Raw genomic sequence first — 22,724 nt, 5'->3', positions numbered from 1 at the left:
CATGGAACCGAACCGTCAGTTGCTGCTTTCGTAGGGCTTTGACGGAGTTTTTGACATGCAGCGAAGCGGCCTGGAGGTGCGGACTGGGTTGGGCATGCCCGAGGCTCACCCGGGGCCGTCGGCCGCCGTTTCGCCCCGGATCTACGGCCTGAAGCCGGCGCTGGCCGGCCCCGTCTCCGGCTGGCAGCGCATCTTCCGGCACGCCGCCGCCTTGGGCTTCGACCTTGTGCATGTGGATAACGGCGCCGCCGGCAACCCGCGCGGCGCCTTTGCCCTCTCCGCGGCCGGAGCCGATCTGTCGCCCAATCTCCGCGGCGAGGATGCCCGGCCGGCGGCGGACATCCTGCGCGCGCTCGCGGACGAAGCCGGCGAACACGGCCTGGGCCTGGTCCTCGACATGGCCCTGGCACCCGAGGAGCCCGCACCGCCGGGCCTGCTCGAAAGTGCCGGCGAGGCGATCCTGGCCGCCGCAGCCGAACAGGCCGAACGGGCGCTCGATGCTGGCGCCGCCGGCTTTCTCTGCCGCCGCGCCCATCGCGTGCCGGCCACCATGTGGCGCGAGCTCATCGGGCGCATACGCGCGCGCACCCCCGAGACCCTGCTCATCGCCGATGCGCTCGGCGTCGCGGTCGAGACCACCGTCGCCACCGCCGATGCCGGCTTCGACTTCGTTTTCAACAGCAGCGCCTGGTGGGATTTCCGGCAGGACTGGGCCCTCGACCAGTATGAGGATTTCCGCCGTCGCGTCAGGACCATCGCCTTCCCCGAGGATGACCGCACCGGCCGTCTCGCGGAACGCTTCGGCGCCAACCCGGCCGGCACCGTCGAACAGGTGCATCTCCAGCGCTACCTGTTCGCCCTGGCCTTCTCGGCCGGCCTGTGGATGCCCATGGGCTATGAATACGGCCTGCGGGCCATGCCCGCAGACGCCGCAGCAGGTGTCGCCACGCCGGATGCCTGGGCGCGCTGCATCGCCGACCGCGACTTCGACCTGACCGGCGCGATCATGGCCGCCAACGCGCTGAAGGCCAGCCTGCCGGCTTTGCAGTCCGAGCAGCTGTTGCGGCCCATCGCGCCGCCGGACACCATACCAGCCGCCTATCTGCGCTTCGATGCGGAAAGCGAGCTTGAGGCGCAGACCGCCGCGGCCGTGTTCGTCAATCCCACCGACCAGCTGCTGCCCGCTCCGCCGCTGTCCCGTGTGCTTGCCGCGGGCGGTGGCTGGTTCGGCAATTTCGAGGATGTGACGCCGCAGCATTCGGACCGTGCCGCGACCGCCGATCCGTTCCGGCCGCTGCAGCCTTACGAGACCCGCATCCTGCGCGGCCAGCGGCTCCCCATGTTCGGTGACCGGCTGCGCGATGCCGTTCCCCTCGACATCCTCGCCCCGCAGCAGGTCGCGATCGAGGCGGTCGAGCCCGAGATCGACGGCGGCCGCTTTCCGGTCAAACGGGTGGTCGGAGACATGTTGGAGGTCTCCGCCGACATCTTTGCCGATGGCCACGACAGGATCGATGCCTCGCTGTTCTACCGGGCCCCGGGCGAGCAGACCTGGACGGAGGTGCCGCTGCAGCACATGGGCAACGACCGCTGGACCGGGCGGTTCCTGCTCGATCGCGTCGGCCGCTACGACTACACCATCTCCGGCTGGAAGGACCGCTTCGGCTACTGGCAATACGAGGTGGAGAAGAAGCTGGGCGCCGGCCTCGATGTCTCGCTGGAGCTGATCGAGGGCCGCAATCTCGTCACCGAGGCGATGCAGCAGGCCACGGCCGGGGATCGTGACGCTCTCGGCCGGCTCCTGGCCATCTCTGCCGAGGCCGACCAGCTCGAAGCCCTGCGCAGCCCCGAGACCGCCGCCGTCATGCGCCGGGCGGCGCCGCGCTTCAACCTCACCGCCTATCACCACACCCTGCAGGTGATCGTGGAGCGGCGCATCGCGGCGGTCGCCGCCTGGTATGAGCTGTTCCCGCGCTCGCAATCGGGCGATGTCAATCGGCATGGCACCTTCGACGACGTCATCGCGCGCCTGCCCTATGTGCGCGACATGGGCTTCGATGTGCTCTATTTCCCGCCCATCCATCCCATCGGCCGCAAGAACCGCAAAGGGCGCAACAACACCCTCACGCCCGCCCCGGACGACCCCGGCAGCCCTTATGCCATCGGCTCGGAGGAGGGCGGGCATGATGCGCTCCATCCCGAGCTCGGCACCTTCGAGGACTTCGCCCGCCTGATCGCGGCGGCCCACGCTCACGGCCTGGAGATCGCGCTGGACTTCGCCATCCAATGCTCGCCCGACCACCCCTGGATCAGGGAGCATCCGGAATGGTTCGACTGGCGGCCGGACGGGTCCATCAAATACGCGGAGAACCCGCCGAAGAAATACGAGGACATCGTCAATGTCCATTTCTACGGCTCGTCCTCTTTCCCCTCGCTCTGGTATGCCCTGCGCGACATCGTGCTGTTCTGGGTCGAGCGCGGTGTGAAGATCTTCCGGGTGGACAACCCGCACACCAAGCCCTTCCCCTTCTGGGAATGGCTCATCCGCGAGGTGCAGGACCAGCACCCCGACACGATCTTCCTGGCTGAGGCCTTCACCCGGCCGAAGGTGATGAAGCGGCTGGCCAAGCTGGGCTTTACCCAGTCCTACAGCTATTTCACCTGGCGCGACACCAAGGCAGAGCTCACGGAATATCTGACCGAGCTCACCACCGAGGGTCCGCAGGATTACATGCGGCCGAATTTCTTCACCAACACGCCCGACATCAATCCGTATTATCTGCAGACCAGCGGCCGCGGCGGCTTTCAGGCCCGGCTGGTGCTGGCGGCCACCCTCACCACGGTCTACGGCATCTATAACGGGTTCGAGCTGTGCGAGGCGGCGGCGCTGCCGGGCCGCGAGGAATATCTCGACAGCGAGAAATACGAAATCCGCGCCTGGGACTGGGACCGGCCGGGCAACATCCGCGCCGATGTCGCGCTCGTCAACCGCATCCGGCGCGAGAATCCGGCGCTCTGGTCCTTTGCCAACCTCGCCTTCCTCAACTGCTGGAACGACCAGATCATCGCCTACTACAAGATCACGGCCGAGCGGGACAATTGCATCGTCGTCGCGGTCAATCTCGACCCGCACGACACCCAGAGCGCCGCCTTCGAGATACCGCTATGGGCCTTTGGCTTACCGGATCACGCCTCCATAGACGTTGTCGACCTGGTCACCGGCAGCCGCTTCACCTGGACCGGCAAGGTCCAGTCCGTAACCCTCGATCCGGCGGTCCGGTCCTACCAGATCTGGCGGCTGGTGCCGCCGGCCGGATTGTCCGCCGTCGCGCCCTGAGCACTACCACTGTTGCGGAGCCTTGAGCAAATGGCCGTCGATTGGAGTGATTCGACTTGGTACAAGGACGTCATTATCTACCAGCTGCACGTCAAAGCCTTCTTCGACGCCAATAACGATGGAATTGGCGACTTTCCCGGCCTGCTCGAAAAGCTCGACTATATCCAGGATCTCGGCGTGACGGCCATATGGCTGTTGCCGTTCTATCCTTCGCCCCTGCGTGATGATGGTTATGACATCGCCGATTACGAGGCGGTGAACCCTGCCTACGGCACCATGAAGGATTTCCGCCGCTTCGTCCGCGAGGCGCACCGGCGCGGCATCCGCGTGATCACCGAGCTGGTCATCAACCATACCTCCGATCAGCATGCCTGGTTTCAGCGCGCCCGCATGGCGAAGCCCGGCACCAGCGCCCGCGATTTCTATGTCTGGAGCGACACGGACAAGAAGTATCAGGGCACGCGCATCATCTTCCTCGATACGGAAACCTCCAACTGGACCTGGGACCCGGTCGCCCAGGCCTATTTCTGGCACCGTTTCTACTCCCATCAGCCCGACCTCAACTTCGAGAACCCGCGGGTGCTGAAGGAAGTGGTCCGGGTGATGCACTTCTGGCTGGAGATGGGGGTGGACGGCATGCGGCTCGACGCCGTGCCCTACCTCCGTGAGCGCGAGGGCACCAACAACGAGAACCTGCCCGAAACCCACGAGGTGCTGAAAGCCATCCGCGCCGAGGTGGACGCCCATTTCCCCGGCCGCATGCTGCTGGCGGAAGCAAACCAGTGGCCGGAGGATACGCGCCCCTATTTCGGCGACGGCGACGAGTGCCACATGGCCTTCCACTTTCCGCTCATGCCGCGCATGTACATGGCTCTGGCCCAGGAAGACCGGCACCCGATCACCGACATCATCGATCAGACGCCGGAAATTCCCGACAATGCCCAGTGGGCCATCTTCTTGCGCAACCATGATGAGCTCACGCTCGAAATGGTCACCGACCGTGAGCGCGACTATCTCTGGAACTACTATGCGGAAGAGCGCCGGGGCCGCATCAATCTCGGCATCAGGCGGCGGCTTTCCACCCTCATGGACAACGACCGCCGCAAGATCGAGCTGATGAACGCGCTGCTCTTTTCGATGCCCGGTACCCCGGTCATCTATTACGGCGACGAGATCGGCATGGGCGACAACTTCTTTCTGGGCGACCGTGATGGCGTGCGCACCCCGATGCAATGGTCGTCCGACCGCAATGGCGGGTTCTCGCGCGCCGATCCGCAGCGGCTTTATCTCCCGCCGATCATGGATCCCGTCTACGGCTACGCCGTTGTGAACGTGGAGGCCCAGCAGGCAAACCGCTCGTCGCTGCTGAACTGGATGAAGCGCATCATCGCGGTGCGGAAGCAGCACACGGCTTTCGGTCGCGGAACCATGACCTTCCTGTTCCCGCGCAACCGCAAGGTTCTCGCCTACCTGCGCCAATACGAGGAGGAGACGATCCTATGCGTGGCCAACTTGTCACGTGCGGCGCAGGCGGTGGAGCTGGACTTGTCCGCCTTCAAGGGCGCGGTGCCGATCGAGATGCTCGGCCGTTCGCCGTTCCCGCCCATCGGGGACCTTCCCTATCTGCTCACTCTGCCGGCCTATGGCTTCTACTGGTTCAACATCACCAAACAGGCAGATCTCCCTGCCTGGCACACGCCGATGCCTGAGCCGGTGCCGGAGTTCACCACCATCGTGATCCGCAATCTCGAAACCGACATCACCGGGTTCAAGGCGCGGATCCTGCTGGAGAAGAAGGCGTTGCCCGCCTTCCTGCCCAACCAGCGCTGGTTTGCGGAAAAGGGGGCCGCGCAGCCGGAGGTCACGATTGCTTCGACCACCCTGGTTGAAGGGGCGGAGGGCCAGCACCTGTTCGTTCAGTTGGATGTCAGGCCCGACCCGGCCGCGAGCCCGCAGCGCTATCTGCTGCCCATGACGGTGGCCTGGGGCGAGCAGCACATCTCGCCCGGCGCGCCGCTTTTGTCCTACACCATCGCCAAGGTGCGCTCGGGTCCCTCTCTCGGCGCCCTGTTCGATTCCTCCCAGAGCGACGACTTCATCCGCATGGTGGTTGCCGCCATGCGCGAGCAGCGCCGGGTGTCGAGCGAAGGCGGCGAGATCCGGTTCTCGTCCACTGAGCAGCTGCGGCGATTGGACATTGCCGAGACGCCTGAGATCCGCCGCCTGGGTGCCGAGCAGAGCAACACATCCGTCCTGCTCGACAGCAAGGTCATGTTGAAGCTCTACCGCAAGCTGCAGGAAGGCGTGCAGCCCGAGATCGAAGTCGGCCGCTTCCTCACCGAGGTGGCCCGCTTCGCCAATACGCCGGCCTATCTCGGCGCCATCGAGTTTGCCGATGGCGAGGGCCGCACCACCGTGCTCGGTGCAGCCTATGCCTTCGTGCGCAACCAGGGCGACGGATGGGAAGCCACCATCGAATGGCTGAAGCGCTTCATCGATGACGAGGCCATGAGTCTTTCGGCCCGTGGGATCTCGATCAACGAGGAGACGATCGCGGGCGCGCTCGCCCCTTATCTCGACCGCGCCCGCACCCTCGGCCGCCGCACGGGCAGCCTTCACCTTGCCTTCGCTTCGCCCACGGATGATCCGGCATTCGCCCCCGAGCCCATCACGCCGGCGGATCTCCAGGCTTGGGCGCAGGCGGTGCACGAACAGCATGCGCGCTCCCGCGCGGCGCTGGAGAACTTGCCGGCCGGCCTGCCCGAGAAGCTGCACGCCTCGGCTCGGAAGATGCTCGCCGCCGGCGACCTGATCAGCCGGCGCATCGACGATCTCGCCGCCCGTCCGGTAAACGGGTTGAAGACCCGCGTGCATGGCGACTATCATCTCGGACAGGTGCTGGTGGCCCAGAACGAATTCTACATCATCGACTTCGAAGGCGAGCCTGCGCGTGGTGTCGAGGCGCGCCGCCGGAAGACCTCGCCCCTGAAGGACGTGGCCGGCATGGTGCGCTCGTTCGATTATGCCGCGTTTACCGCGATACGCTGGGCGGAGGACGAGCCGGTGACCGATGAGGCCGCGGTGACGGCCGTGCGCCATTGGAACCGGCAGACCACCGCAGCGTTTCTCGACGCATATAAGCAGACCATACGCGGCGCATCGGACGGGCCGGGAATCGAGCTTTCCGAGGCGACCTTCGATAGCTTGTTGGAGCTCTTCCTCCTTGAGAAGGCTCTTTACGAGATCGCCTATGAGGCATCGAACAGGCCGAAATGGGTCGATATCCCGCTGACCGGCCTGATGCGCCTTCTCACGCCCGAGGCAACGGATGGATCCAGTGCAGGAAAGGATGCCGAAAACGCTTGAGGAACGGCGCGATCGACGCCCTGCGCCGGACTGGCGCCCGAGCCGCGGCGCCATTCAGGCGGTTGTCGAGGGCCGCCACGGCGACCCCTTCGGCATATTGGGCATGCATGGCGGAGATGACGGGGTGCCGCTCAGCGTCTGCGCCTTCCTGCCCACCGCTCAGGCTGTGGAGGTGCTGGATGAGCAGGGCGGCAGCGTGGCGCGTCTTGAATGCCTGCACGACGCCGGCTTCTTTGCCGGCCCCATTCCTGGCCGCGAGCAGCGTTTTCCCTATCGGCTGAAGATCCGCTGGCCGATGGCCGAGGAGATCCGCGAGGATCCCTATCGCTTCCCCACGGCGCTGGGGCCGCTCGACATTCATCTCCTGTGCGAGGGCAGGCATCTCCGTCTTTATGAAGCCCTGGGCGCCCATATCCGAACGTTGGAGGGGGTCGAGGGCGTGTCCTTCGCCGTCTGGGCCCCCAATGCCAGGCGCGTCAGCGTGGTCGGCAACTTCAACCACTGGGATGGTCGCTGCCATCCCATGCGCCTCCACCTGGGCTGTGGGATCTGGGACATCTTCATTCCCGGGCTGGGACCCGACACCATCTACAAATACGAGATCATCGGTGCCCATGGCGAGCGTCTGCCGCTCAAGGCCGACCCCGTCGCCTTCGCCGCCGAGCATCCGCCGCTGACCGCGTCCAAGGTGGCGGGCGACGTCAAGGTCGATTGGGCCGACGGCGACTGGCTCGAGCGGCGCGCCCAGGCCCAGGCGCTGGACGCGCCCATTTCCATCTACGAATGCCACCTCGGCTCATGGGCGCGGGCGGATGGCTGGCGCATGCTCAATTGGGACGAGCTTGGCGACAAGCTGATCCCCTACGTGGCCGACATGGGCTTCACCCATATCGAATGCCTGCCGATCTCCGAATTCCCCTTCGATGGCTCGTGGGGCTACCAGCCGATCGGCCTGTTCGCCCCCACCAGCCGCTTCGGCAGCCCGGACGGGTTCGCCCGCTTCATGAACCGGGCGCACCGGGCCGGCATCGGCGTCATGATCGACTGGGTGCCCGGCCATTTCCCCACGGACGCCCACGGCCTCGGCCGCTTCGACGGCACCGCGCTCTATGAGCATGCCGATCCGCGCCAGGGCTTCCATCGCGACTGGAACACCCTGATCTACAACTATGGCCGGCGGGAGGTCGCCAACTTCCTGCTCGCCAACGCGCTCTTCTGGCTCGACCGCTTCCATGTGGACGGCCTGCGGGTCGATGCGGTGGCCTCCATGCTCTATCTCGACTACAGCCGCAATCCCGGCGAGTGGGTGCCGAACGCTTTCGGCGGCAACGAGAATCTCGAGGCCGTGGCCTTTCTCAAGCAGCTGAACGAGGTCACCTACGAGCGCCATCCTGGCATCACCATGGTGGCGGAGGAGTCGACCGCCTGGCCTGGCGTCTCGCGGCCCACCTATACCGGCGGGCTCGGCTTCGGCTACAAGTGGAACATGGGCTGGATGCACGACACGCTGGCTTACATGAGCCAGGATCCCATCCACCGCCGCTACCACCACAACCAGCTCACCTTCGGCCTGCTCTACGCCTTCTCCGAGAATTTCATCCTGCCCCTGTCCCACGACGAGGTGGTGCACGGCAAGGGCTCGCTCCTTGGCAAGATGCCGGGCGACCGCTGGCAGAAATTCGCCAACCTGCGCGCCTATTTCGGCTTCATGTGGACCCACCCCGGCAAGAAGCTCCTGTTCATGGGCGGCGAGTTCGCCCAGGAGCGCGAGTGGAGCCACGACCACAGCCTCGACTGGCACCTCCTGGACACGCCCGAACATCGCGGCGTGCAGCGTCTGGTGCGCGACCTGAACCGGCTCTACCGCGCGCTCCCCGCCCTGCACCAGCGCGACTGCGACGCCCGCGGCTTCCAGTGGGTCGACGCATCGGACGCCGACGCCAGCGTCCTCTCCTACATGCGCTTCGGGGCCGAAGGCACCAAGCCCTGCCTTATCGTGTGCAATTTCACCCCGGTGGTGCGCCGCGGCTACCGGGTCGGCGTGCCCTGCGGCGGCCTCTGGCGCGAACGGCTCAACACCGACGCAACCGAATATGGCGGCAGCGGTGTGGGGAATGCTGGCGCCGTGATGGCGGATGATGCATCCTGGCACGGGCGGCCTTGCTCGCTCTCCTTGACGCTGCCGCCGCTCGCGACGCTCGTCCTCGAACCGGAATAGTCGCCGGAAGCATGAACGATGGCCTAACCTCCGGTGTCCCCGCCCCCTTAGGAGCCACCTTCGATGGTGCCGGCGTGAATTTCGCGCTGTTTTCCGCCAATGGGGAACGGGTCGAGCTCTGCCTCTTCGATGCCGAGGGCGAACGCGAGCTGCGGCGGCTCGACCTCCCGGAGCGCACCGGCGACATCTGGCACGGCTATCTCGAGGGCGCCCGCCCCGGCCTCGTCTACGGCTACCGCGTCCACGGCCCCTATGATCCGCAGCGGGGCCATCGCTTCAACCCCAACAAGCTGCTGATCGACCCTTATGCCCGGGCTCTGCGCGGCAGCCTGCGCTGGCGCGACGAGATCCTGGGCTATCAGGCGGGCAGCCCCGAGGCGGACCTGTCCTTCGACACCCGCGACAGCGCGCCCTTCGTGCCGAAATCGGTGGTGGTGGCCCCGAACCTCGCCGGCCTCTCCCACCCGAGGCCGCACCACCCCTGGACGGATACCATCATCTACGAGGCCCATGTGGTGGGTCTGTCCAAAACCCACCCGGCCGTGCCGGGCGCGCAGCAGGGCACCTTCGCCGGCGTCGCCTCGCCCGCCATCATCGAGCATCTGGTGAAGCTCGGCGTCACCGCCATCGAGCTTCTGCCCATCCAGGCCTTCGTCGACGAGCATCCGGTCGCCCGCCGTGGCATGCACAATTACTGGGGCTATAACACCCTCGCCTTCTTCGCGCCCCATCCGCCCTATCTGGGCGCAGCGCCGAACCCCTATGGCTTCAAGGCCATGGTCGAGCGCCTGCACGAGGCGGGCATCGAGGTCATCCTGGACGTGGTCTACAACCACACCGCCGAGAGCGAGGAGATCGGCCCGACCCTGGCCTTCCGCGGCCTCGACAATGCCAGCTACTACTGGCTCCGCGACGATGATCCCCGCTATTGCGTGAACGTCACCGGCACCGGCAACAGCTTCAACGTGAAGCACCCCCAGGTGCGCCAGCTGGTGATCGACAGCCTGCGCTACTGGACGGATGTGATGGGGGTCGACGGCTTCCGCTTCGACCTCGCCACCACCCTGATCCGCGACGGCAGCAGCTTTGCCGTCCCCGGCGGCTTCCTCGACATGGTCGCCAGCGATCCGATCCTGTCCCGCCGCAAGCTGATCGCCGAGGCCTGGGACGTGGGCCCCGATGGCTACCGTGTCGGCTTTTTCCCGCCCGGCTGGGCCGAGTGGAACGACCGCTTCCGCGACACCGTGCGCGCCTTCTGGCGCGGCGATGAGCACATCCTGCCGGAGCTTGCCGGCCGGCTGCTCGGCTCGGCCGACATGTTCGAGCATGATATCGCCCAGAACCCGACCCGCCCGGCCTGGACCAGCGTCAACTTCATCACCGCCCATGACGGCTTCACCCTGGCCGACCTCGTCTCTTACGAGCGCAAGCACAACGAGGCCAATGGCGAAGGCAACCGCGACGGCACCGACCGCAATTTCAGCGCCAATTATGGGGTCGAGGGGCCGACGGACGATCCGGAGATCCGCGCCGTCCGCTCACGGCAGATGCGCAACATGCTGGCGACCCTGCTGCTCGCCCAGGGCACGCCCATGCTGCTGATGGGGGATGAGCTCGGCCGCAGCCAGAACGGCAACAACAACGCCTATGTGCAGGACAACGCCACCAGCTGGATCGACTGGCCCGGCCTCACCGAAGAGGGCAGGGCCTTGATCGGCTTTGTCGCGAGCCTCACCGCCTTGCGCCGCGCGCACCCCCAGCTGCGCTCGGACCGATTCAAGCACGGCTTCTCCTTGAGCAACGGCCTGCGCGATGTCGCCTGGCTCCGGCCCGATGCCCAGCCCATGCAGATCGAAGACTGGAGCGATCCTGCCGCCCGTAGCATCACCGTGGTCTTCGCCGCTGAAGATGAACCTCCGCTGGCATTGATGTTGAATGCATCCGCCGACGCGCAGCAGTTCAGGCTCCCGGCCGGGATCGCCGCCCAATGGACCATTCTCCTCGACACGGCGGAAACCGGGCTGAGCACCGTCGCCGGGGGTGAACAGTTCGGCCTTGCCCCACGCGCGCTGCTGCTCGCCGAAAAATCTGCGTGAGGCGTGCGGCAACAAGGATCGAAATTGAGATCCCGTCGTTCTCACGCCCATGACAGAACAATTCTCCTACCCATTCCCATTTGGCGCGCAGCTACAGGAAGACGGCTCGGTTCTATTCCGCATCTGGGCGCCGAACCAGAAAGGCATGTCCGTGGTGAACCCGGACAGCAGCGCCCGCGAGGACATGCAGCCCGAAGACGGCGGCTGGTTCAGGCTCGCAACGCGGGCCTTCGGGGCCGGCGATGCCTATGTCTACGCCTTGCCCGACGGCCGCCGGGTGCCGGACCCCGCCTCGCGCTGCCAGCGCGATGACGTGGACGGCCCGAGCCTCGTCGTGGACCCGCGCGCCTATCGCTGGCGCAACGCCGCTTGGCTCGGGCGCCCTTGGGAGGAGGCGGTCCTTTACGAGCTGCATGTCGGCACGTTCTCGCCCGAAGGCACGTTCGACGGTCTGCGCCGGAGGCTCGGCCACTTTGTCGATGCCGGCTTCACCGCCATCGAGCTCATGCCCGTCGCCGACTTCAGCGGCACCCGGGGCTGGGGCTATGACGGCGTCATGCCCTATGCCCCGGACCGGGCCTATGGCTCGCCCGATGACCTGAAGCAGCTCATCGACGAAGCCCACGGCCTCGGGCTCATGGTGTTCCTCGACGTGGTCTACAACCACTTCGGCCCGGTGGGGAATTACTTGCACGCTTATGCCGAAGCCTTTTTCGACGACGCGCGCAAGACACCCTGGGGCGCCGGTATCGACTACACACAGCGGCCCGTGCGCGATTTCTTCCTGCACAACGCCGCGTATTGGCTGGAGGAATATCGCTTCGATGGCCTGCGCTTCGATGCGGTGGACCAGATCGTCGACCCTTCGGACACCCACTTCCTGGTGGAGATGGCCGCCTATATCCGCCAGAGGATCACCGATCGTCATGTGCATCTCGTGCTCGAGAACGACCAGAACCAGGCCCTGCTGCTCCAGCGCGATCCGGCAATGAACCCGCGCCTGTATAGTGCTCAGTGGAACGATGACTATCACCACGTGGTCCATGCCCAGCTCACGAACGAGACCGACGGCTATTACGAGGACTACAGCGACGATCGCCTCGCCAGGATCGGCAGAGCGCTTGCCACGGGCTTCGTCTACCAGGGCGAGAAATCGCCGTTCCGCGGCGGCCGGATCCGGGGTGAACCCAGTGCCCACCTGCCGCCCTCGGCCTTCGTGAACTTCATCCAGAACCACGACCAGATCGGCAACCGGGCTTTCGGCGACCGCCTGGCCGCCCTTGCGGAGCCGCAGGCGGTCGAGGCGGCGCTTTGCCTGCTGCTGCTCGCCCCGCAGGTGCCCCTCATGTTCATGGGCGAGGAATGGGGCGAGACCCGGCCCTTCTGCTTCTTCTGCGATTTTCATGACGAGCTGGCGGACGCGGTCCGCGAGGGGCGCCGCAGCGAATTCTCCCGGTTCGCCCGCTTCCAGTCCGAGGAGGCGCGCGAGAAGATCCCGGACCCGAACGCGCTTGCCACGTTCGAACAGTCCAAGCTCGACTGGGAAAAGGCGCGCGACGGCGGCCCGCACCAGGCGCGGCTGGGCCTCGTGCGCGAGCTGCTGGCGGTCCGCGCCCGCGAGATCGCGCCGCTCGCCAGGGACATCGGCCCCAATGCCGGCAGCTTCGAGGTTGCCGGCAACGTGCTTCGCGTGGCATGGCAGACCCAGCGCGGCACCCTTGTGCTGTTGGCCAATCTCTCCGACAGCCCGGCTTCCCGTCCTCCGCAGTCCGGCCGTAATCTCTATGCCGTGCCCGGACAGGCAGGCATCGGCGATACCCTGCCGCCCTGGGCGGTGGTCTGGACCTTAGCCGAGGGCGGAAGCGAATGAGCGAGCTTGATCGTGTGGCCGAGGCAAACGGCATCGCGCTGACCTATGTCTCGGAAAAGGGCGAGAAGCGCGACGCCTCGCGTGCGGGCGTGGCGGCCATCCTCAAGGTCATGGGCATCGATCCCAGCGCGCCAGGGGCCAACGGAATGCCTGATCGCGCCCTGTCCGAGGCGGCCGATCAGGAGGTGCCCGCCTGCTTCGTCCCCGAAAGCTTGCGGGGCAATCGCATCTGGGGTGTCACCTGCCAGCTGTATGGTCTTCGTTCCTCCCGCAACTGGGGCATCGGCGACTTCGCCGATCTGGCCGAGCTTGCCAAGCGCGTTGCTGCCGCTGGGGGCGATTTCGTCGGCCTGTCGCCATTGCATGCGCTTTTCCCGAGTGATCCGTCGCGCAGCAGTCCCTACGCGCCGTCCAGCAAGCGGTTCCTCAACCCCCTTTATGTCGCGCCGGATCTGGAGCCCGAATACGAGGCGATCGGCCCTGTTGGCGCGGAGATCCTGGAAAGGCTGCGCGCCGAGCCCTTCGTCAATTACCCCGGCGTGGCGGCGGTGAAATGGAATGCGCTCTGCCTGATGTATCGGGAGTTCGCGCAAGGTGACGGCGCCCGGCGGCAGGCCTTCGGCGCCTTCCGCGAGAAAGGTGGCGAAAGCCTGGAGACCCACTGCCTGTTCGAAGCCCTGTCCGAGCACTTCCACGCCGAGGCCGAACGGCCGGTGCCCTGGCAGGAATGGCCTGACGATTTCCGTTCTCCCGATGCGCCGGGCAGCCGCCGTTTCGCCGCGGCCCAAGGCGACCGCATCTCCTACTTCGCCTGGCTGCAATGGCTGGCGGACAGCCAGCTGGCCCGCGCCCAGCAGGCGGCGAGGGAGGCAGGCATGCGCGTCGGCCTCTATGTGGACCTGGCGGTCGGCGTTGCGGCCGACAGCGCCGAGACCTGGGCCGACCCGGCCCTGGCCATCGAGGGCGCCTCGATCGGCGCCCCGCCCGACATGATGAACGCGCGCGGGCAGGACTGGGGCCTTGCGCCGCTCTCGCCGGTGGCGCTCAAGGAACGCGGGCTCGCGCCGCTCAGGCAGGAGCTCGCGGCCAACATGCGCCATGCCGGTGCTGTCCGGCTGGACCATGCCATGGCGCTCACCCGCCTGTTCTGGGTGCCGAAGGGCATGACGCCCGCCGACGGCGCTTATGTCCATTACCCCCTCATCGACATGATCGCCGCCGTGGCGGAGGCCTCGAACAGCCAGAAGGCGCTTGTCATCGCCGAGGCCCTGGGCACCGTGCCCGAACGCTTCACCGATACCCTGGAGGCGGCGAATATCCACGCCTATCGCGTGCTGATGTTCGAGCGCCTCCGCTGGGGCGGCTTCATCAGGCCGGAAGATTATCCCGCCCATGCGCTCGCCTGCCTCTCCACCCACGACCTCCCCACGCTGCGCGGGTGGTGGCAGGGTCATGACATCGAGGTGCGGCAAGAGCTCGGGATCCTGGACGACATCGCCGCCAGGGAAGAGCGCGAAACGCGGGAGGCCGACCGCCGGCACCTGTGGGACGCGCTTGTCGATGCGGGGCTGGTCGATCCCGGTGATCGCCTGCCGGATGACCTGGATGATGACCTCGCCGCCAAGCTCCACCTCTTCGTGGCCAGCACACCGTGCCGCCTGTTCGCTATCCAGCTCGAGGATGCGCTGGGCGAGATTGAGCAGCCCAACCTGCCCGGCAATACCGACCCCCACCCGAACTGGCGGCGCAAGCTGCCGGTCGCTATCGAAGAGCTGGACGCCAGCCCCCGCTTCAGCGCGATCTGCCGGGCCGTGGCGTTGGAGCGACCCCGCCGATGACATCAGTCCGTGCCACCTACCGTCTGCAGTTCCGTAATGGCTTCACCTTCCGGTCCGCGGCCGACGTCGCGCCCTATCTCAGGCGCCTCGGCATCAGCCATGTCTATGCCTCGCCGGTTTTCACCGCCCAGTCCGGTTCGACCCATGGCTATGACGTGACGGACTGCAACGCCTTCGATCCCGCGCTGGGCGGGGAGGAGGGGTTCAGGGCCATGCGCGCCGCGCTCGAGGCCGAGGGGCTGGGCCTGATCCTGGACATCGTGCCCAATCACATGGCGGCCTCCACCCAAAATGGCTGGTGGCACGACCTGTTGCGCCACGGCGAGGCAAGCCCCTACGCCCGCTTCTTCGATATCGACTGGCAGCGCTATGACGGGCGCGTGCTCCTGCCGGTGCTGGGCGATTCCTATGGCACGGTGCTCGGCCAAGGCGGCTTGTCGGTCGTCAGCGAGAAGGGCGAGCCTGAGATCGCCTATTACGACAAGCGGTTCCCCTTATCGCCCGAAACCGTGGGCAACCTCGATGTGGAGGCAACGAAGACGCCCGAGGGCATGCACCGGCTGCTGGAAGCCCAGCACTATCGCCTGGCCCATTGGCGTATGGCGTCCGACGCGCTCAACTACCGCCGCTTTTTCGACATCAACGATCTCGTCGCCCTGCGCATGGAAGATCCGCAGGTGTTCGAGCAGGCCCATCGGCTGGTGTTCGACTTGGTGAGGGCAGGGGCCATAGACGGTCTGCGCCTCGATCATATCGACGGCCTGCGCGATCCCACGGGTTATCTGAAGCGGTTGCGGCAGACGGTTTCGAACCTGCGCCGGGATCCCTTCTACATCGTGGTCGAGAAGATCCTGGAGGGGAACGAAAAGCTCAGGAGCGACTGGCCGGTCGAAGGCACCACCGGCTATGAGTTCGGCCGCCGCGTAACCGCGCTGCAGGTTCACCAGGACGGCTATGCCGCGCTGGACAAGGCCTATCGCGCGTTCACCGGCGATCACCGCACCTATCACGGCATTGCCGAGCAGTCTAAGCGCTTCATCCTCGGGCTGAGCTTTGCCACCGAGCTCAACACGCTCGCGCGCCGCGCCTACGAGATCGCCCAGCAGGACCCCGTCACCCGCGACGTGTCCGAGCCGGCCCTCCGCCGGGCGCTGGCCGAGGTGCTCGTCGCCTTTCCCCAGTACCGAACCTACATCACCGAAGAGGGGATCAGCCCCGAAGACCGGGAGGTGCTCCGCCGGGTCGAGCTCGCGGCCGAGGACGAGATCGGGGCGGAATCGCAGGAAGAGCTGCGCTACGTCATGCAGCTGCTGCGCGGCGAGACTGCCGACGGCTTCGCCTTCGCCATGGCCTTCCAGCAGGTCTCCGGCCCGCTCACCGCCAAGGCCCTTGAAGATACCGCCTTCTACCGCTTCGTGCCCCTGATCGCCCTCAACGAGGTGGGGGCGGAACCGGCCGGCCCGGAGGTCACGCCGGCGCTGTTCCACGAGGCCAACCAGGAGCGCGCGGCGCATTGGCCCCATTGCATGCTCACCACCAGCTCCCATGACACCAAGCGCGGCGAGGATACGCGGGCGCGCATCGCCGTACTGGCCGAGATCCCCGACCTGTTTGCCGAGCAGGCCTCCCGGTGGTGGGCCTTGAACGCGCCATTTCGCCGTCCGCTCGGGTCGCGGCTCGTGCCGCACCCCAAGGAGATCTGGCTCTATTACCAGATGCTGCTCGGCATCTGGCCCCTTGACCGTGAGCCGGATCTTGCCTCCCTGCGCGAGCGCATGCGCGGCTTCATGTCGAAAGCGCTGCGCGAGGCCAAGGAATATACCCGCTGGACCGATCCGACCAAGGCGCACGAGGACGCCATGTTCGCCTTCATCGATGCGACGCTCGATCCGGAGCGCTCCGGCGGCTTCATTGCCGGCATCTCGGGCTTGGCCCAGCGGATCGCGGCGGCCGGCGCGGTCAACGGCCTGTCGCAGCTGGTGCTCAAGCTCACCGCGCCCGGCGTGCCCGACACCTATCAGGGCACCGAGTGGTGGGACCAGAGCATGGTCGACCCCGACAACCGCCGCCCGGTGGACTTCAAGGCCCGCGCCGAAGCCTTGGAGGACTTGGAGGGCGGCGCTCCATCCGCGCTTCCCGACTGGCGTTCGGGCCGGGTGAAGCAGGCAATCATGGCAAGGCTGCTGGCCTTCCGCGCCGAGCAGGCTGATCTGTTCGCAAAAGGAAACTACATGCCCCTGCAGGTCGAGGGCAGCCACGCCCGGCATGTCATCGCCTATGCCAGGGTGCATGGCGGGCAGGCGCTGGTGATCGCCGCAACCAGGCATCCTCTTTCCCTCGCATCCGAGCTGAACGAGCCGCTGATCCCCGCCGGACTCTGGGACGATACCCGCATCGTGCTACCCGGTGCGCTTGCGGAAACGCAGAGCTGGCGCGATCTGCTGACCGGCGCCTCGGTCGAGCCTTCCGCCGAACTGCCGCTGCGCACGCTCATGAACGCACTGCCGGTGGCCGCGCTCGCCTCGCCTTAAGCCGGCTCTACGGCAACCGGCGCCGCACCCTTGAGCAGGGGCAGTGCTTCCGCCAGCGCAAGTTCGTCGCGCGCACCGGTCAAATCGAGCACCGCGTCCACGCCGGCGACCGCCCGCCCGAGGCTCTCGCCCAGCGCATGCCCATTGAGCAGATGCCCCAGCATCAGGCTCGACAACAGATCCCCCGTGCCTTGCGGCACCTTCGGCCGCCGCTGGATATCAGCGGCAAGCACCTGGTCACCGGCGATGAGCAGATTGGAAACCATGCCCTGGCGCAAGGCGAACGAGGTCACGACCACCTGCGGCACACGCAACCGCGCCGCCGCTGCGCGCGCTTGGGCAAGCTCGCTCACCGCCTGGCCCGCCAGCCAGGCCAGCTCGAACCGGTTCGGCACGATCACGTCCGCCAGCGGCAGCAGCCGGTCCCGGATCGCCTCCGCCACCGGCAGCGGCACGTAAAGGCCGCGCGGATCATCCCCCATGATCGGATCCACGAACACGAGAAGCCGAGGCTTCACCGCGCGCAGCCTCTCGATATGCCGGGCCGCGACCTCCACTTGCCCGGGATCGCGGAAATAGCCCGTCAGCACCGCATCCACCTGGCCCAGCCAGCCGAACTGGGCGAGCCGGTCCAGCATCCCGTCGAGAATGTCGGCCGAGACCGTTGTGCCCGCCACCGCCCCATGGGCCGGATGGTTGGACAGCACGACACTCGGCACCGGCCAGACTTCGTGGCCCAGCGCCTGCAAGGCCGGCACCGCCGCCGAATTGCCGACATGCCCGCGCACCACCTGTGACGATATGGAAAGAATGCGGCTTATGGCGAGGTTTCCCGATGCACTTAACGCGCGACCTGCTCCTGTGTTACTAAGCCGCCACCTGCCGTCAGGTCAAAGCCGAACACGCCATTCAAGCAAGCCGGGATCATCATGGCCGAAGCCGAATACCAGGGACACAAATACGTCGTCAGCGGTCGTGGCCGCAATCGCTGGCATTGGGCGGTCTACAAGCCGGGCGGCGGCACGCCGGTCACTGCTGGCGTGGTCGACGGCGCCAACCACAAGGCCGATGAGGCTGCCCGCCGCGCCATAGACCGCCTGCTGAACAAGAAGTAGGCGCCCGCGGCGGCCGCCGCTCAGGCCGCTTCCGTCTCCCGGTTCAGCACCAGCTCGACGATCTCGTCCATGATCGCGTTCAGCGCGAAGTCCTTGGGCGTATAGACGCTGCGCACCCCGCATTGCTTGAGGACATAGACGTCCTCGGCCGGGATGATGCCGCCCACCACCACCGGCACATCGCCCAGGCCCGCATTGCGCAGCCGGTTCATCACCTCGCGCACCAGCGGCACGTGGCTGCCGGAAAGGACCGAAAGGCCGATCACATGGGGCCGCTCCCGCTGGGCGCTGTCCACGATCTCGGCGGGCGTCAGCCGGATGCCGTCATAGACCACCTCCATGCCGCATTCCCGGGCGCGCACCGCCACCTGCTCGGCGCCGTTGGAATGCCCGTCCAGTCCCGGCTTGCCCACCAGCAGCTTCATCTGCTCGCCCAGGCGCCGCGAGGCCTCGGCCACCTTTTCCCGAATGCGGGCGATGTCGCGCTCCTGGGCGGGGATGATGACGCTGAAGCCGGTCACTCCCGTCGGCGCGCGATATTGCCCGAACACCTCGCGCAAGGTCTCGCCCCACTCGCCGGTGGTCACCCCTGCCTTGGCCGCGGCAATGGAGGGCTCCATGATGTTGCGGCCCTCCTGAGCAGCCGCCCGCAGCGCGGCGATCGCGGCGGCAACCGCCGCCTCGTCGCGCTTGGCGCGCCAGGCCTTGAGGCTCTCGATCGCCTCGATCTCGGTCGATTCCGGCACCGTGAGAATGCCGCCGTCGCTGCCGGCCAGCGGCGAAGGCTCGCTGGCGGTCAGGGCGTTCACCCCCACCACGATCCGCTCCCCGGCCTCGATGCTCTGCACCCGGCTGGCATTGGACTTCACCAGCTCCTGCTTCATGTAGCCGCTTTCGATCGCCGCGATCGCCCCGCCCATGGCTTCCACCCGGGCCAGCTCCTCGCGGACCGCCTGCTTGATCTCCTCGGTCTTGCGGGCGATCTCCACCGAACCGTCGAATATGTCGCCGAACTCGAGCAGGTCGGTCTCGAAAGCCAGGATCTGCTGCATTCTCAGCGACCATTGCTGGTCCCACGGCCGCGGCAGGCCGAGGGCCTCGTTCCAGGCCGGCAGCTGCACCGCCCGGGCCCGCGCATTCTTCGACAGCGTCACCGCCAGCATCTCCAGCAATATGCGGTAGACATTGTTTTCCGGCTGCTGCTCGGTCAGCCCCAGCGAGTTCACCTGCACCCCATAGCGGAAGCGGCGGAACCGCTCATCCGCAACCCCATAGCGGTCGCGGCAGATCTCGTCCCACAGCTCGGCGAAGGCGCGCAGCTTGCAGATCTCGGTCAGGAACCGGAGACCCGCATTGACGAAGAACGAGATACGCCCCACCAGCTCCGGGAAATCGGCATCGTTCACCGTGCCGGAAGCCTTCACCCCATCCAGGATCTCCTGCGCCGTGGCCAGGGCATAGGCCACCTCCTGCACCGGCGTGGCGCCCGCCTCCTGCAGGTGGTAGGAGCAGACATTGGTCGGGTTCCACTTCGGGATCTCGCGATAGGCCCAGGTGATCACGTCGTTGGTGAGCCTCAAGGAGGGGGCCGGCGGGAACACATAGGTGCCGCGCGAGAGATATTCCTTGATGATGTCGTTCTGCGTTGTGCCCGAGAGGGCCTTGCGGTCGACGCCCTGCTCGTCCGCCAGTGCCACATAAAGCGCCAACAGCCACGGCGCGGTGGCGTTGATGGTCATGGACGTGTTCATCTTGTCCAGCGGAATGCCGTCCAGCAGCCGCCGCATGTCGCCCAGATGCATGATCGGCACGCCCACCTTGCCCACCTCGCCGCGGGCCAGCACATGGTCGGCGTCATAGCCGGTCTGGGTCGGCAGGTCGAAGGCGATGGACAGGCCCGTCTGCCCCTTTTCCAGGTTTTTCCGATAGAGGGCATTGGAGGCGCTGGCCGAGGAATGCCCGGCATAGGTGCGGAAGATCCAGGGCTTGTCACGTCCTTGTGGGGGCGAAAACCTGTCGGCCATATCAGCTCCTCCCAGTTGCGAGCGGCATATCACAACACGGGTCGTTTTGCAGTGCAACGACCTCCGCTTCTCCACTAACGCTTAAGACCGCGATAACGCCTTTTGTTGTTGCATCCGAAATTGTTGCGGCGCAATATCCCTCTAGATTGCTATGGTCTGCCTGTTATGATGTCAATTGCCCAATACAGAAGCAGGCAGGCGGGCACCGGGTGGAAATGATGAGGAGTGCTGGATCGATGAGCGCTGTCGCCTCCGTGGTCACCGACGCAGCCAATGTCAATGCGCCGAAGAAGGATCTCTACGACGTTGGCGAAATACCGCCGCTCGGCCACGTGCCGTCCAAGATGCATGCCTGGGTGATCCGGCGCGACCGGCACGGGCCGCCGGAACAGGCCATGCAGCTCGAGGTGGTGCCCACCTGGGAGATCGACAGCGACGAGGTGCTGGTGCTGGTCATGGCCGCCGGGGTCAACTACAACGGCATCTGGGCCGGGCTCGGCAAGCCGGTCTCCACCTTCGACGTCCACAAGCATGCCTACCATATCGCTGGCTCGGATGCCTCGGGCATCGTCTGGGCGGTCGGCTCCAAGGTGAAGCGCTGGAAAGTGGGCGACGAGGTGGTCATCCACTGCAATCAGGACGACGGCGACGACGAGGAATGCAACGGCGGCGACCCGATGTTCTCGGCCTCCCAGCGGATCTGGGGCTACGAGACACCGGACGGCTCCTTCGCCCAGTTCTGCCGCGTGCAGTCGCGCCAGCTCATGCCGCGCCCGCAGCATCTCACCTGGGAAGAGGCCGCCTGCTACACCCTCACCCTGGCCACCGCCTATCGCATGCTGTTCGGCCATCGCCCGCACATCCTGCGCCCAGGGCACAATGTGCTGGTCTGGGGCGCCTCCGGCGGCCTCGGCTCCATGGCCATTCAGCTCTGCGCCACCGCCGGCGCCGCGGCCATCGGGGTCATTTCGGACGAGGACAAGCGCGATTTCGTCATGTCGCTTGGCGCGCGCGGGGTCATCAACCGGAAGGATTTCAATTGCTGGGGGCAGATGCCCCAGGTGGGCACCGAGGAATACGCCACCTGGCTGAAGAACGCGCGCGAATTCGGTAAGGCCATCTGGAACATCACCGGCAAGGGCGTGAATGTCGATTTCGTCTTCGAGCACCCGGGAGAATCGACCTTCCCGGTCTCTTGCTTCGTGGTGAAGCGCGGCGGCATGGTGGTGTTCTGCGCCGGCACCACCGGCTTCAACATCACCTTCGATGCTCGCTATGTCTGGATGCACCAGAAGCGCATCCAGGGCTCGCATTTCGCGCACCTGAAGCAGGCCGCGCAAGCCAACCAGCTGGTCATCAACCGCCGTATCGACCCGTGCATGTCCGAGGTCTTCTCCTGGCTGGACATCCCGAAGGCCCATACCCGCATGTGGAAGAACGAGCACCGGCCGGGCAACATGGCGGTGCTGGTCTCGGCCCCGCGCACCGGCTTGCGCACCTTCGACGACGTTCTGGAGGCTTCCCCCAAGTAAGCGTCCTCGCCGATCCCTGCCGCCTGACCAAAGCGGAACCCGCGCGATTGCGGCTCGGTTAGCTTCCTGCCAATTTCATCAGGAGGCGACAATGGTAATTGCGAAGTGGTTCGGCGGTATCTGGCTGGGCCTGCTGTTCGCCATCGGTCCCGCGTGGGCCGAAATGAGTGACCGCGAGTTCATGGCCGCGGCGATCCAGATCAATCTCGCGGAGATCGAGCTGGGCAAGCTCGGCCAGGAGAAGGCGCAAGACCAGGCCGTGCGCGCCTATGCCGAAAAAATGGTGGCCGACCACACCAAGGCCAACGAGCAGGCGCTCGCCCTGGCCCAGCAGCTGGACATGAAAGCGCCGGCCGAACCGCGTGAAAAGGATCAGGCGGAGTACAAGAAGCTGCAGGACATCACTTCCGGCTTCGACAAGGCGTTCATGAACGTCATGATCAAGGGGCACCAGGAGGCGGTGAACCTGTTCGATGCCCAGACCAATGCGAAGGGTCCGTCGGCCAAGTTTGCCAGGAACCTGCTGCCGGAGCTGCAGCACCACCTGGCCGAAGCGCAGGCTTGGTCGGGGAGTTGATGCGTCCAGGTCTATGCAACCCGTCGGGGGCAGCGATGGTTTAGCAAGCATGGAGCAGCTTCACGCACCTTACCGGTCGGAAAGTGTGCTGTTCGGCGCCAATGCGGTGAGCGGGTCGGCGAGGCTCGTTCTCTTCATCGGCGCCCTTGCAGTTGTCGGCGGCAGCTTGGCGTGGTGGTTCGGCGGCTGATCGGGCGCGCTCGCTGCGCGCTTGGAGGAG

At 66.2% G+C, this 22,724-nt stretch carries 13 protein-coding genes; 11 read left to right on the top strand and 2 right to left on the bottom strand.

Features of this window, described 5'->3' with window-relative positions; translation table 11 throughout:
- Positions 1–55: 55 nt before the first annotated feature.
- Genes E4P09_RS26620 through treY form a run of 7 tightly spaced genes read left to right on the top strand, consistent with a single transcriptional unit; the run spans position 56 to position 17,256 of the window.
- Entirely contained in the window at positions 56–3,337 is a 3,282-nt protein-coding gene (locus E4P09_RS26620; RefSeq protein ID WP_239025316.1) for an alpha-1,4-glucan--maltose-1-phosphate maltosyltransferase, read from the top strand.
- A gap of 30 nt (positions 3,338–3,367) precedes the next feature.
- A complete protein-coding gene (treS, locus tag E4P09_RS22440; RefSeq protein ID WP_137391867.1) occupies positions 3,368–6,703 on the top strand; it encodes a maltose alpha-D-glucosyltransferase in 3,336 nt (1,111 codons plus the stop codon).
- On the top strand, positions 6,687–8,921 hold the full coding sequence (glgB, locus tag E4P09_RS22435) for a 1,4-alpha-glucan branching protein GlgB (protein WP_137391866.1): 2,235 nt from the start codon (positions 6,687–6,689) through the stop codon (positions 8,919–8,921). The genes treS and glgB overlap by 17 nt, the downstream gene beginning before the upstream one ends.
- 11 nt (positions 8,922–8,932) lie before the next feature.
- Complete coding sequence (glgX, locus tag E4P09_RS22430) at positions 8,933–11,017, top strand: glycogen debranching protein GlgX (RefSeq protein WP_137391865.1); 2,085 nt, start codon at positions 8,933–8,935, stop codon at positions 11,015–11,017.
- A gap of 49 nt (positions 11,018–11,066) precedes the next feature.
- Positions 11,067–12,887, top strand: a complete 1,821-nt coding sequence (treZ, locus tag E4P09_RS22425; RefSeq protein ID WP_137391864.1) for a malto-oligosyltrehalose trehalohydrolase — start codon at positions 11,067–11,069, stop codon at positions 12,885–12,887.
- A complete protein-coding gene (gene malQ / locus E4P09_RS22420) occupies positions 12,884–14,725 on the top strand; it encodes a 4-alpha-glucanotransferase (protein WP_137391863.1) in 1,842 nt (613 codons plus the stop codon). Before treZ ends, malQ begins: the two co-directional genes overlap by 4 nt.
- The gene (gene treY / locus E4P09_RS22415; RefSeq protein ID WP_137391862.1) at positions 14,722–17,256 is read left to right on the top strand and encodes a malto-oligosyltrehalose synthase; all 2,535 of its coding nucleotides are present in this window, start codon (positions 14,722–14,724) and stop codon (positions 17,254–17,256) included. The genes malQ and treY overlap by 4 nt, the downstream gene beginning before the upstream one ends.
- Here the strand turns inward: treY and pdxY are convergent.
- Entirely contained in the window at positions 17,253–18,068 is an 816-nt protein-coding gene (gene pdxY, locus E4P09_RS22410; protein ID WP_275406507.1) for a pyridoxal kinase, read from the bottom strand. The genes treY and pdxY overlap by 4 nt on opposite strands.
- 117 nt (positions 18,069–18,185) lie before the next feature.
- Between pdxY and E4P09_RS22405 the strand changes: the two genes are divergently transcribed.
- Complete coding sequence (locus tag E4P09_RS22405) at positions 18,186–18,371, top strand: hypothetical protein (RefSeq protein ID WP_137391860.1); 186 nt, start codon at positions 18,186–18,188, stop codon at positions 18,369–18,371.
- A gap of 20 nt (positions 18,372–18,391) precedes the next feature.
- Here the strand turns inward: E4P09_RS22405 and E4P09_RS22400 are convergent, their stop codons facing one another.
- Positions 18,392–20,395, bottom strand: a complete 2,004-nt coding sequence (locus tag E4P09_RS22400; protein ID WP_137391859.1) for a protein meaA — start codon at positions 20,393–20,395, stop codon at positions 18,392–18,394.
- Between the two features lie 236 nt (positions 20,396–20,631).
- Between E4P09_RS22400 and ccrA the strand changes: the two genes are divergently transcribed.
- The 3 genes from ccrA (at position 20,632) to E4P09_RS26105 (ending at position 22,694) form a co-directional block, all read left to right on the top strand.
- The gene (ccrA, locus tag E4P09_RS22395) at positions 20,632–21,927 is read left to right on the top strand and encodes a crotonyl-CoA carboxylase/reductase (RefSeq protein ID WP_137391858.1); all 1,296 of its coding nucleotides are present in this window, start codon (positions 20,632–20,634) and stop codon (positions 21,925–21,927) included.
- A 91-nt stretch (positions 21,928–22,018) separates the two neighbouring features.
- Positions 22,019–22,504: a DUF4142 domain-containing protein gene (locus tag E4P09_RS22390; protein WP_137391857.1), complete on the top strand. Its 486-nt coding sequence runs from the start codon at positions 22,019–22,021 to the stop codon at positions 22,502–22,504.
- Positions 22,505–22,553: 49 nt separating this feature from the next.
- Positions 22,554–22,694 (top strand): hypothetical protein, encoded by a 141-nt coding sequence (locus tag E4P09_RS26105; protein WP_170984581.1) that lies wholly within the window; start codon positions 22,554–22,556, stop codon positions 22,692–22,694.
- The last annotated feature ends 30 nt before the right edge of the window (positions 22,695–22,724 follow it).

Source organism: Rhodoligotrophos defluvii (assembly GCF_005281615.1).
Classification (GTDB): Bacteria; Pseudomonadota; Alphaproteobacteria; order Rhizobiales; family Im1; genus Rhodoligotrophos; species Rhodoligotrophos defluvii.
Note: the sequence above shows the minus strand (reverse complement) of the source record. Positions and strands in the feature narration are given on the sequence as shown.